This window comes from Anabaenopsis sp. FSS-46 (assembly GCF_029891665.1).
Lineage (GTDB): Bacteria > Cyanobacteriota > Cyanobacteriia > Cyanobacteriales > Nostocaceae > Anabaenopsis > Anabaenopsis arnoldii.
Genome location: NZ_JANQDG010000102.1, coordinates 1 through 12,686 on the forward strand (window position 1 = coordinate 1; position 12,686 = coordinate 12,686).

Annotated in this window: 9 protein-coding genes, 1 pseudogene and 1 CRISPR repeat array; of the genes and pseudogenes, 4 read left to right on the forward strand and 6 right to left on the reverse strand. The window is 42.5% G+C overall.

Translation table 11 applies throughout. The features are described from left to right. A pseudogene (locus tag NWP21_RS11810) lies at positions 1–227 on the reverse strand (ATP-binding protein); the annotation flags it as partial. A 331-nt stretch (positions 228–558) separates the two neighbouring features. Between NWP21_RS11810 and NWP21_RS11815 the strand changes: the two are divergent. Next, positions 559–693 carry a hypothetical protein gene (locus tag NWP21_RS11815; protein ID WP_271763628.1) on the forward strand — a complete coding sequence of 45 codons (135 nt, stop codon included), beginning with the start codon at positions 559–561 and terminating at the stop codon, positions 691–693. A 214-nt stretch (positions 694–907) separates the two neighbouring features. Here NWP21_RS11815 and NWP21_RS19075 read toward each other — a convergent pair whose 3' ends face one another. Next, positions 908–2,215: a hypothetical protein gene (locus tag NWP21_RS19075; protein WP_348519775.1), complete on the reverse strand. Its 1,308-nt coding sequence runs from the start codon at positions 2,213–2,215 to the stop codon at positions 908–910. A gap of 479 nt (positions 2,216–2,694) precedes the next feature. Beyond that, a CRISPR array of direct repeats spans positions 2,695–4,057; the repeat unit is 36 nt; unit sequence GTTTCCATTAATTCCACTTCCCAGAGGGAAGCGTAC. Positions 4,058–4,537: 480 nt separating this feature from the next. Here NWP21_RS19075 and NWP21_RS11825 point away from each other — a divergent pair. Next, entirely contained in the window at positions 4,538–4,969 is a 432-nt protein-coding gene (locus NWP21_RS11825) for a tetratricopeptide repeat protein (protein ID WP_280792854.1), read from the forward strand. A 154-nt stretch (positions 4,970–5,123) separates the two neighbouring features. Here NWP21_RS11825 and NWP21_RS11830 read toward each other — a convergent pair whose 3' ends face one another. The 4 genes from NWP21_RS11830 to NWP21_RS11845 form a co-directional block, all read right to left on the reverse strand. Further along, positions 5,124–5,270 carry a hypothetical protein gene (locus tag NWP21_RS11830; RefSeq protein ID WP_348519776.1) on the reverse strand — a complete coding sequence of 49 codons (147 nt, stop codon included), beginning with the start codon at positions 5,268–5,270 and terminating at the stop codon, positions 5,124–5,126. Positions 5,271–6,063: 793 nt separating this feature from the next. Continuing rightward, on the reverse strand, positions 6,064–7,350 hold the full coding sequence (locus NWP21_RS11835) for a dihydroorotase (RefSeq protein WP_280792855.1): 1,287 nt from the start codon (positions 7,348–7,350) through the stop codon (positions 6,064–6,066). A gap of 104 nt (positions 7,351–7,454) precedes the next feature. Next, positions 7,455–8,801: a histidine phosphatase family protein gene (locus NWP21_RS11840; RefSeq protein ID WP_280792856.1), complete on the reverse strand. Its 1,347-nt coding sequence runs from the start codon at positions 8,799–8,801 to the stop codon at positions 7,455–7,457. A 338-nt stretch (positions 8,802–9,139) separates the two neighbouring features. Next, the gene (locus tag NWP21_RS11845; protein WP_280792857.1) at positions 9,140–10,585 is read right to left on the reverse strand and encodes a bifunctional orotidine-5'-phosphate decarboxylase/orotate phosphoribosyltransferase; all 1,446 of its coding nucleotides are present in this window, start codon (positions 10,583–10,585) and stop codon (positions 9,140–9,142) included. 211 nt (positions 10,586–10,796) lie between these two features. On the opposite strand from NWP21_RS11845, the gene NWP21_RS11850 reads away from it, so the two are divergent. Together NWP21_RS11850 and NWP21_RS11855 are read left to right on the forward strand one after the other, a co-directional pair. Then, the gene (locus tag NWP21_RS11850; RefSeq protein ID WP_280792858.1) at positions 10,797–11,351 is read left to right on the forward strand and encodes a TRAP transporter small permease subunit; all 555 of its coding nucleotides are present in this window, start codon (positions 10,797–10,799) and stop codon (positions 11,349–11,351) included. Next, on the forward strand, positions 11,348–12,685 hold the full coding sequence (locus tag NWP21_RS11855; protein ID WP_280792859.1) for a TRAP transporter large permease subunit: 1,338 nt from the start codon (positions 11,348–11,350) through the stop codon (positions 12,683–12,685). The genes NWP21_RS11850 and NWP21_RS11855 overlap by 4 nt, the downstream gene beginning before the upstream one ends. The last annotated feature ends 1 nt before the right edge of the window (position 12,686 follow it).

Below are 12,686 nucleotides of genomic sequence, written 5' to 3' on the forward strand. Positions count from 1 at the left end.
CCTACTTCTACAGATACCATAACTGCCGCATAATTTCCGGCATCAGTCAGTTGTTTTGCTAGGGATAACATGGCGGTGGTTTTCCCTGTTTGTCGTGGTGCGTGTAGGACAAAATAACTTTCTTGTTCAATTAAAGTTGATAAATCGGGTAAACGACTGGTGGTTGAGATGGTATAGTTTTTTTTAGGGTTACAAGGACCTGCAATATTAAACCAGCGATTGATCATAATTTTGGTAATAGGTGAACTCTTTAAGTTTACACATTAATTATTTGGGAAAATTATGATCTGACATTAGTTTTTATCCTTGAAAGAAGCTATAATAAATTTTAATCTCATTTAATCTCAGTTTTATAGTGATATTTATGCCAGAAGTTACACGGTTTTACGGAATAGAATTAACATTACAAATGAGGATACAAGAAGAAATTAAAGCGATCGCCTTTGGGTAGTAAGCGATCGCTGTCTCCTTCAATATCCGGGGAAAGGACACTTTAATTAATAGCTGCTATATAAAACCTAGACAAAGCTAGACTTTACCTTCTACTTCAAAGGGGGTATGGGAGCGGTTATCCCTGGTGTAGACTTACACGCCTTAGCCAGACGCGATTGTGTTCCAATTAAGTTTCTGAAAAAGACTACCACCATCATTGCTTGGTTTTCGCGTCGGCAACAGTCTCAATTCAATACTTGATATCACCCTATTATATTAGGACCTACGCATTGACAGAATCAACCAAATATTATCTATGAGTTTCGGGCATTTTAACCTGATTTCTTGATTATTTTTGAGCGGTCGCGAAGCGCTGCTGCAAGCAGTTCGCTACTGATCGGAAGTTAATCCTCAGAACCCTGGAAGTGCAGTTCTAGGAAGCTTAGTGTGTTTAATTAAAGATTGTGGGCGTGGATTAATAACGCCTTTGCCACAGTTTGATGGTTTTATCCCTACTCCCAGAAGCTAAGGTTTTACCATCCGGGCTAAATGCTACTGACATAACCCCATCTGAATGTCCGGTGAGGGTGACGATTTCCTTTCCCGTGGCTACATCCCACAGTTTGATGGTTTTATCCCTACTCCCAGAAGCTAAGGTTTTACCATCCGGGCTAAATGCTACTGACCAAACCGAACTTGAATGTCCCCTGAGTGTAGCGATTTCCTGACGTGTGGCGACATCCCACAGTTTGACGGTTTGGAAACTCGCAGAAGCTAAGGTTTTACCATCCGGGCTAAATGCTACTGAATGAACCAAGTGAGAATGACCGGTGAGGGTGGTGATTTCCTTTTGGGTTGCTACATCCCACAGTTTTATGGTTTTATCCCCACTCCCAGAAGCTAAGGTTTTACCATCCGGGCTAAAGGCTACTGATCTAACCGTATCTGAATGTCCCCTGATGGTGGCGATTTCCCGACGGGTGGCGATATTCCACAGTTTGATGGTGTTATCCCCATATGCACCTGCAGAGGCTAAAGTACGACCATCCGGGCTGAAGGCTACTGAACTAACCCCAGAACCTGAATGTCTTCTGAGGGTGGCGATTTCCTCTTGGGTTGCTACATCCCACAGTCGGATGGTCTTTTCGGAATCGACGAAAACACTCCAACTCCCAGAAGCTAATGTTTTACCATCCGGGCTGAAGGCTACTGAACGAACCCCATCTGAATGTCTGGTGAGTGTAGCTATCTCCCGCCATAAAAATAGTTCATAAGCTTGTAAAGCATCAATAACCTGAATAGACTTATTGTCTTTAGATCGCAGGAGATTATAAGCGACATACTTGACATCATCTGATTCATCTGTGGTTAAAGCTTGGAGAACTAAATTAATCCCATCATCCCCATAGTTCAAGGCTTGGGATATCGCATTTATCCTCACCTTGGGGTCAGGGTTCTTATATCTCTGTCGCGACGGAGATAGTTCATAAGCTTTTAAAGCATCAATGACCTGAATAGACTTATTATCTCTAGAGGACAGAAGATTATAAGCCGCATCCTTGACATCGGTTGATTCATCTGTGGTTAAAGCTTGGAGAACTAATTTAACCCCATCCTCCCCATAGTTGAGCGCTTGGGATATCGCATTTATCCTCACCTTGGGGTCAGGGTTCTTATATCTCTGCTGCGCCCCTTGGATTCCCCCTAAGACCAGGGCATTTTCTGGAGCGTTACCAGTACCACCTAGTACTACATCAAATTTCCCTGGTTGTGGCTCATTCATCTTAGGTTACCACTGGTAGTTAATTTAGTCTTGGGGGACATTATATAATGACGTGTTACCCAATAATTGTCACGTGTAAAGGTAATTGTCAAGCATTATTTAAAGTACCCATACCAGTAACTTACTGTTAGTTCACCGGTGGTTTACCAGTCTGTCATCACCTGCTAACACTGTGAATGCAACATAAAGGTAATTTCGTTTAATAGCTTATATGCTGCGATCGCACACCTAATAGGCATATCAAAAATACCTTAATTGCATTCAAGTAATTAGGTCTAACTTCTTATGCTAGATAATATAGATTGTCTAGACTAGTGACCTTGTGTTGAGGAGTGCGATCGCCGCCCTTCACTTAAATCTTGCCAAATAGCGACAGATGGAAACTCGCCAATAGCATGGAGTCTGTAAAACAGTGGCGAGGTTTGGCGATATTCCCCACAGCTATATATACAAACCGACTGCAATAACCATTACAGTCGGTTTCCATTAATTCCACTTCCCAGAGGGAAGCGTACATTACAGAGGAGTTTTATGAATACACGTGGAAAATAGTTTCCATTAATTCCACTTCCCAGAGGGAAGCGTACATATCAATGTCGGGATTTGTCGTTAATAGGTTTATTAACGTTTCCATTAATTCCACTTCCCAGAGGGAAGCGTACAAGTGCTGATGGGATTCGTCTCTGGAACATGAAAGTGTTTCCATTAATTCCACTTCCCAGAGGGAAGCGTACAAACCGAGCAATTCTAAAGCCCCTCAAGGTTTTACGCGTGTTTCCATTAATTCCACTTCCCAGAGGGAAGCGTACGTGAAGAATTCATTGACTGGAGCGACGATGAGGAGGTTTCCATTAATTCCACTTCCCAGAGGGAAGCGTACTTTTCCATCGACAATCTGTCGATGAACGATTTTTTGAGTTTCCATTAATTCCACTTCCCAGAGGGAAGCGTACAAATCCGACATTACCTCAAGAGGCGGAGTCGTGGGGTTTCCATTAATTCCACTTCCCAGAGGGAAGCGTACGACTTGGACACTTTCCAAGTGGGCAAAGCCCAGACATATGAGTCTGTTTCCATTAATTCCACTTCCCAGAGGGAAGCGTACATGGTATCAGAACTAATATTATTGTAAGAATCCTCAAAGGTTTCCATTAATTCCACTTCCCAGAGGGAAGCGTACATTCTACGAGGTAAATGGCTCTATGATTATTGATAGACTGTTTCCATTAATTCCACTTCCCAGAGGGAAGCGTACTTGCAGAAATTGCTGAGGGCTTTAGAACTCGCGTATTCGTTTCCATTAATTCCACTTCCCAGAGGGAAGCGTACTTCAGTCATTTTTTTTAAAGTCTCCTAAAACAAAAGTTTCCATTAATTCCACTTCCCAGAGGGAAGCGTACGGTGAAATAGATTTAGAGGATGAGTTGCTGCTGTTAGGTTTCCATTAATTCCACTTCCCAGAGGGAAGCGTACTGGTGTAGCAGTACCATCATTCCCCAAGTCCCAAAGTTTCCATTAATTCCACTTCCCAGAGGGAAGCGTACATCGCAGGTTAGATTTGGGTACTAAACAAAAATCCCGTTTCCATTAATTCCACTTCCCAGAGGGAAGCGTACGCTAGCAGTGTATGTGGACCGTATCTATGGAGATGAGTTTCCATTAATTCCACTTCCCAGAGGGAAGCGTACTATCGGGTTTCAAGTCTTTAGCTTTCGAGCTAAGTGATTCGTTGGTTGGTTTCCATTAATTCCACTTCCCAGAGGGAAGCGTACAGACATCAGTGAACCGTAAACAGACATCAGTGAAGTTTCCATTAATTCCACTTCCCAGAGGGAAGCGTACCCTTACATTTTAAACACAGTCCCAGTAAGAAGTCTAGAGGCACTTTCCGAGGTTCAAGAAACTTAACGCCTGAAATGGACTTTAGCATACTAACAGAACTCCTGAAACCCTTACATAGCAAGCAACCGAGGTTCTATACATTAAAATCACTATTTCAGCTATTTTGATTGAACCTCTGTAATAGTTAACTGGTGCATTAAAACAGTATTTAGGCGATCGCTCTGCTGTAATCCACATATCCCTATCTCTTCGTAATGTGAGGGGTTAATACTACCCTAAAATTTTCATATTCTCAAAAATCTATCTTTAGATAGATGACAAGATTACCTAAATAGTATTACTGAGAGTAAACAAAATAAATATGTTATTTATTATATCCAGAGCATAATATTATAAATTTCATCTATTTAAACTTTTGCTGTTTCTTCTTATAAGTACACATACCGTTAAATATTCAACTAACCATCAAAGGTAAAATCCATGGAATTAATAGGACTACCTAAAGCTATAGCCTTAACAACACTGACATTCACCCTCAGTGCTACTCCCACTTGGGGTCAAACCAATCAAAACCAGGCGTTAACTATAAAAAATTCCCAAGTAGTTAGTCAAAGACCCCCAATACTTTACAGTCAAAGTCAGTCTAATCGCGATTTAGCCGAAACTTACCTCATGCGCGGTATTGATTACTATGACCAGGGGAAATGGGAATTAGCACTGGTTGATTATAACCAAGCTATTAAACTTAATCCTAATTTAGCTCTAGCTTATATTGGTCGCGGCGCTGTTTACCTTGAGCTAGGACATATCAACAAAGCCAGGGAAAACTTCCAAAGAGCAGCGCAATTATACCGCGAGCAAGGTAATAGAGTTGAATATCAACTAACTATCAAGGTTTTAAACTCACTGTAGCTGCAAAGATGCCTGAAAGTAAGCAATGAACAGGTTTTAGTATCCACACTATTTCAGTTATTTTGATTGAACTTCCCCACCCCTAACTTTATAATTTTCTGGAAAGTGAGTTCTAGGAAGGTTAATTTAATTAATTAAATAATCTGGGTGTGGATTAATAACGCCTTTGCCACAGTTTGATACCATCCCTACCCTCAGAAGCTAAGGTTTTACCATCCGGGCTGAAGGCTACTGAACTAACCCCATATGAATGTCCGGTGAGTGTGGCGATTTCCGTTTGGGTTGCTACATCCCAAAGAATTTAGCCCCCTTTTTAAAGGCGGTAGCTACCCTTTACGCATTTAACCTTAAACGCTTTCTCAAAAGAATTTAGCCCCCCTTTTTAAGGGGGGGTTGGGGGGATCAATCAGAATGTGATTAGTTGAACGACACATAATAAACAGTCACAACTACCTACAATCCCTATCAGGGATTCAAACTGCTAACTATGTGCGATCGCCTAAACAACAACCATGCCCTAATCACCAGGGCATTTAACAAAAAACTGGAGAAAAACAAATTATATTTAATTAAATATAATTTGTTTAACCTCCACTCATTCTTTCATATTCTTGAAGAAATGTCAAGGAGAATTTCACACTAGCCCACCTATTGACTAGGTGGGGATTTTACACTTAGTCACAATTACTGATAATCCCTGTTAAAATTAAACATTCAAATACTAACTACCCTAGACCACTATCTAGATTCTCTCCTCACAACTACTTATAACCCCTCTCACCACAAAAATGATATATTTTCTTATTTTCTCAAATTCACAACCCCAAAAATGATATATTTTCTCATTCTATTCTCCTTATCCTATCTAGTCACAATCATTTAAAATTTCTATCAAAATTTCCATCAACCCAAATCTTAACAGTGATAAAATTTACAATTACCTGTCAATTCCTCTCAGTGAAAATAACTAGTGCGAAAAAAAAGTTTTTTTATCGCTTCCTGTCGTCATCACCCACCATACTTAACAGTGATTCAACAAATTACACCATCCTACTCCATATATACCCGTAGAGTAAACTTATCCATAATCCCTATTAGCGATGCCAAACTTTTACAACCCGTCCCTGAAGTTGTTTTCCTAGCCAAGGTGTATTACTAGAGAGCGTATACAGGTTCTGGGGTTCAACCTTCCAGGTTTCCTGGGGGTCGAATAAGATCATCTCACCCGCACCGGTGGTAATTGTACTGGGTTGCTGTTGTAAACATTCCGCTGGGTGAGTGCTGAGAGCGCCCCATAATTCTAAAGCCGTAAATTTACCAGTTGCGACTAAATTCTGCCAGAGTAGGGCTAATGCTAACTCGTAACCCATCGCCCCTGGAGGTGACGAGGCGAAGGCTTGCATTTTTTCCTCATAGGTATAAGGTGCATGGTCTATGGCGATCGCATCTATCACACCATTTTTCACCCCACCCCGTAAAGCCTCTACATCATTGGGGTTACCTAAAGGTGGTTCCAACCTTAGACTAGTATTATAACTGGCTATTGCCGTCGTGTCAAGCAATAAGTGCATCCAAGTAGTGCTAGCGGTGATGGGTAAACCCCCAGCCTTAGCGGTGGCGATGAGTTCCACACTGCGAGCGGTAGACACCCGCATAATGTGTACTGGTGTAGCTGTAGCGGCGACCAATTCTAACAAAGCAGCCAGGGCGGTAGTTTCCGCGCTCGCTGGTACAGGGGGTAAACCGAAACGCAGAGCCGCGACACCTTCGCGCATCACCCCATGACCGGATAATAGGCGATCGCCAGGGGAAAAAGCCACCGGTTTACCCCAGGGTTGGAGATACTCCAGGACTCGCTGTACAAACCCTAAATTATCCCAAGGCTGACCATCTGTAAAACCCACGACCCCCGCAGCAGCTAAATCTGCTAATTCCGTCAATTGCTTCCCTGCTAAATCTAGGCTGATAGCTCCCCAAACGTAAACTTGAGGGTGTAACTTTAACTCCCCCTCCTGTTTCCGGGCGTGGGGGTGAGGGGGAGGGGTTTGCTGCAACTGTGTTACCATAGCCGGATGGTCAACAACTGGAGATGTATCTGGGAGAATAGTAATTCTGGTAAACCCTCCCGCAGATGCAGCTTGTAACATAGATGACAGCGTTTCTCGCTGTTCAAATCCCGGTTGACTACAGTGACTATACAAATCTACTAATCCTGTGCCCAGAATTAATCCCTGACAATCTTGAATAGTAGTGTCAGCGGGAATATCAGAAATATCCGGGGCGATCGCGGCGACCTTACCATCAGCTATGAGTACATCAGCTATCTCGTCAGATTTTAAATTAGGACTAATTACCCTTACTTTTTTTAGCAGTTCTGTCATAAAAATATGGTTGTAAGCGGGAAAATCAGCAGCTTTAGCCCTGAGAGGGAGGCCAATTGGTGGTTTTAACCACCATGGTCTTTTCTGGTCAAAAGACTTGTTTTTTACAAAGCGCCAGCCGCAGTTTTATCTAGTACCCCTCCACTTAAGTGGCTGGTAATATTCATTGCTTGTAGCACTGGTAACCCATCTAGACCAGATGGATAGTCAATTACACTTACAGCGCCATTACCTTGGCGGAAGTTCCAGAAATTATCAGCCGATAAACCGAGAACGTGACACAGCAAAGTTTTATTAGTAGCATCGTGGGCTACCACCAAACCGGTTTTGAGTTGTTTTGCCATCGCATCTTCTATAATTCCTTGCCAAGATGCTACACTACGCTGCCAAACTTGCTCTAGGTTTTCCCCTTTTGGCATTTGTACCTGGGCGGGTACGAGTCGCCAGCGCTGCAATTCTCCGGGGAATTCTTGCTCTATCTCTGTTTCTAATTTACCTTCCCACAGTCCGTGACTGATTTCTCTCAAACCATCTTGTAACTCTAAGTTTACACTAGGATGGTGGTTCAATATCAATTCTGCGGTTTCCTTGGGGCGGAGCATAGAGCTACTAACAGCAAAATCAATCACCACATCTTTGAGAAATTCTCCGGCGATTTGGGCCTGTTCTCTACCATTATCATTGAGGGGGATATCTATTTGCCCTTGGAATCTAGTTTGGCGATTCCATTCCGTCTCCCCATGACGTACCAACAACAAACGGACTCCCTGATGTCCCGGTCGCAAAGAGGGTAAAGTTTCCCCTAAGTGTTGGGTCTGATTCAGAGATTCTAATTGCACCGGTTCCCCTAAACCACCAGCAAAATTCAGGACGCTAATACAACAGTTAGATTGCTGTAAGCTATGGTAACGACTGGGGGAAATACCCAAAGCTGTACTAATCAAAGCCCGATTAATGCCATTATGGGCGACTATGAGGATAGTTTCACCTTGATGACGGGGTAGAATTTCCTGCCAAAATAACCGCGCTTGTTCATAGATAGCTAAGACAGGAAAATGTTCCGTTGTCCCATCCTTGACCAACATCCGCAATTCATGGGGGCGTTGTTTCCAGGTGCAGTAGTCTTCAGTAAACTTTTCTTTGACATCAGCACTGAGCATTTCTGCCCATAAAGGTAGATCAATTTCCATCAGGTTATCAGCAACTTGGGGAGTTACAGACCTTGTAGACTCCGTTACCAACTCACTGTATATAATCTCAGCTGTTTTCTTAGCCCGCTGGAGAGGACTAGTATAAATAGCACTAAAAGGAATATTACTGAGGGCTTTTCCTACCTTACTAGCATCTGCACACCCTTTCTCTGTTAATCTTGACACGTCAGTACGTCCTTGGATGCGGCGCTCGATGTTATAGCTGCTTTGTCCATGGCGCACAATGATGACACGAGTCATCTGTTTAGCCCTCCTGTATTTCAAGGAATAATTCTACAACGATTGCTCTTCAATTGAGCATTTTGGCAGACAGATTCACACCTAGGGGTGAATCAAATTTGGCGGGAGTCATATAGATTTCAAGGTGAATACCTGAGAACTGATATCAATCATGCTTCATAAAACTGTAATTCTCCTACTGCTGCCGATTTCTGCTCATAGCTATTCAAAATCAGATCAATTTCTAGAGCGAGGTTCAGGTAGGTGAGCACCCACAATTCCCCACCAGAGTAGATACCCGGAATTTCAAACCAGAAATTCCGGGATCTGAAACTGTGGTTATGTAAGCATGAATAGTGCTAACCTTGACTTTCGCGAAAGGCTAAAAATTGCGCCTGGTTAATTCGCCTACACTGATACAGTGTTTCTGTAATTTCCGCCAGTGTAAACACAGAATGAGCTTGATAACCATGATCTAGTAATCTCGCCTTTACACCTTGTTCATGGTCAATCAAGACTATAATATCCTTAACATTCAATCCTGCTGATTTTAACTTTTCGGCACCTTCCATCACACTTTTGCCCGTGATCAGAATATCATCAACCACCGCCACAGTCTCACCAGGATCAAAATTACCCTCAATTAACCTGCGAGTTCCGTGTGCTTTGACTTCCTTGCGCGGGAAAATTAGGGGACAATGTAAACGCAAAGATAAACCCGTAGCAGTGGGTAAAGAACCGTAGGGAATACCTGCTAATCTGTCAAACTCAAGAGAATTTAAAATTTTCTCATAAGCAGTGAGAACCTGATTAAAAACCTGGGGATTGGAAATAATTTTCCGTAAGTCAATGTAGTAAGGAAAAGTGGCTCCCGATGCTTGTACAAAACTACCAAACATGATGCACCCGACATCATAAAGTTTTAAAATCAAGTCTTGTTGGGGGTGGAGATTGACAACAGAAACATCAGGTAACCACACAGTACAGGTAGAAGTTTCCGAGAAAATTTCACTTTTAGCTTGATTAATCTCTGCACGTAAGGACTGGATATGATCAGCTAATTTGGGTTGACTGAACATATCTTGAGGAACAGGAATCAATAACCCATCACCGTGACTATTTAACCCAGCTGCTAAAATTTCCTTGATATTGATATTACTTCCCCCAGCCCAAATACTCCGGGCCATAATCAACCTTTCCGGCGCAACTGACCGAATCCGAGCTAAAATCTCAGGGTTTGTCGTCCCCACCTCCAAACCTAATTGTTCTGGAGTTCCCCAATTCCTAGACTCCTTGACTACCTGTAAATATAGAGGTAATTCTTCTGTGGGATATTTTTGTAAAGCTTCTGCTCCCGCATTAGAAGTGCAGCATAAAATAAATACCGCTTGATCAAGGTAAACTAAAAACGGTGCTACATGGTCTTGTCCTGTATAAGGACTCAGGGTCACAGCATCCACATTCAATTGTGTAAATACCCTGCGAGCAAACACACTGCTGGTATTTAAATCACTATGTTTAGCATCTAAGATAATGGGGATATGACTAGGAATAGCTGCTAAAGTTTTTTCTAGCAGTTCTAAACCTGGAACACCCAAGGCTTCATAAAATCCTAAAGTTGGTTTATAAGCACAGACAAAATCAGCAGTTTCGCGGATAATCGATTCTAACCAATTATATAAATCAGCAATGATATCCTCAGATTTATAATCTGCTGGTAGGAGTTCTGGATTTGGATCAAGACTTACAAATAGTAAACTTTGATTTTGGAATATACTAGCTTGTAATTTATCAAAAAAGTTCATTTTTCTGCTTACCCTGGGTTGTATGGTTTAAAAAACCCTATCTTATAGCACCAGTCGGCTCAATCCTACTCCATCAAAATACAGCCCTAGCTTACCTATACCTATGATGGTCTTTTTTGTGCCTATGGCTTACGTTACGTGATGCTATTGTGCGGGAAAAATCATAAGATTAGTCACTAGAATAGCAAGTTTAAAGAGGGTGAGATAATCATTGGAAAAACTATTAAGGATAGCCAAAATCATTGATATCTGTACCGAGCGCATTGGCAAATTAACCAGTGGACTGGTGCTAGTCATGGTCATACTTGGCGCATGGAATGTTTTAGGGCGATACTTAGGGCGGTTGATTGGCATTAATTTAACTTCTAATGCTTACATAGAAGCCCAATGGTATATTTTTGATTTAATTTTCCTCTGGGGTGCAGGTTACGCCTTAAAGCATAATGAACACGTCCGGGTGGATGTGTTTTACAACAATTGGACTCCCCGGCAGAAAGCACTAGCAGATTTACTGGGAACAGTGTTATTTTTAATTCCATTTTCTGTGATGGTGATATTTTTTTCTTGGGGTAGTATCCTGGCTTCCTGGGAAATTTGGGAAACATCCCCAGACCCTGATGGTTTACCCCGCTACCCCATCAAAACCATGATTATTGTCTCCTTTGTGTTGTTGATTGTTCAGGGAATTTCTCAGGTAATTAAAAACTTGGCCATTCTTCAAGGTAGAGTCGATAGCGATCGCCATATCCCCGGAGGAAAATCATGACACTAGATTATGAATGGCTAGGGCCTGCTATGTTTGCGGGGGCTTTGGTGCTGTTATCCCTGGGATATCCCGTAGCTTTTTCTCTGGGTGGGGTATCAATCATATTTGGCATAGTGGGAATTGCCCTGGGTGTATTTGACCCGATATTTTTAACTGCCATGCCACAGCGGATTTTTGGCATCATGGCTAATTATACCCTGTTAGCTATCCCCTATTTTATCTTTATGGGGTCAATGCTGGAGAAATCCGGCATAGCTGAGAACCTGTTAGAAACTATGGGGATTGTATTAGGACGGTTACGGGGGGGACTGGCTTTAGCTGTGGTGTTAGTGGGGGCGCTGTTGGCAGCAACTACTGGTGTGGTGGCAGCAACGGTGGTGGCTATGGGGTTAATTTCCCTACCCATTATGCTGCGTTATGGGTATAACAAAGAATTAGCCACTGGTGTAATTGCGGCATCGGGTACTCTGGGGCAAATTATCCCCCCTAGTGTGGTGTTGGTGGTGCTGGGTGACCAGTTAGGGGTTTCTGTGGGTGATTTATTTATCGGTTCCTTGATTCCCGGTTTAATGATGTCCGGTGCTTTTGCTTTACATGTGCTGATTGTGGCATTTTTAAAGCCAGATTTAGCCCCAGCTTTACCGGCGGAGGTGCGCAACATTGGTGGTAAAGCCTTGGGAAAACGGATATTTCAGGTCATGCTACCGCCGTTAGTTCTGATTTTCTTGGTATTGGGTAGTATCTTTTTTGGCTTTGCGACCCCTACAGAAGCCGGTGCTGTAGGTTGTCTAGGTGCGATCGCACTTGCTGCTGCTAACGGTCAGCTAAATTTACCATCTGTGGGTCAGGTTTGCGATGCCACTTTAAAAATTACCACCATGGTGATTTTTATCCTATTGGGTTCCACAGCCTTTAGTCTAGTGTTCCGGGGGTTGAATGGGGATCAATTTATGTTTGATCTCCTAGCTAATCTTCCCGGTGGGACTACGGGGTTTTTGATTGTCAGCATGGTAACAGTATTTATTCTCGGCTTTTTTATTGACTTTTTCGAGATTGCTTTTATTGTTGTACCCCTATTTGTCCCCGTAGCTCAACAGTTAGGTATTGATTTGATTTGGTACGGTGTGATTTTAGGCGCAAATCTGCAAACTTCCTTTCTCACACCGCCCTTTGGTTTTGCATTGTTCTATCTGCGTGGTGTCGCCCCCCCAGAAGTCACCACATCTGATATTTATCGGGGCGCTATCCCCTTTATTTTGCTGCAAATGCTAGTTTTGCTGTTAATAATTGCTTTTCCGGGGATTGTCAGTTTTTTACCGAATTTAGGAAGTTAAT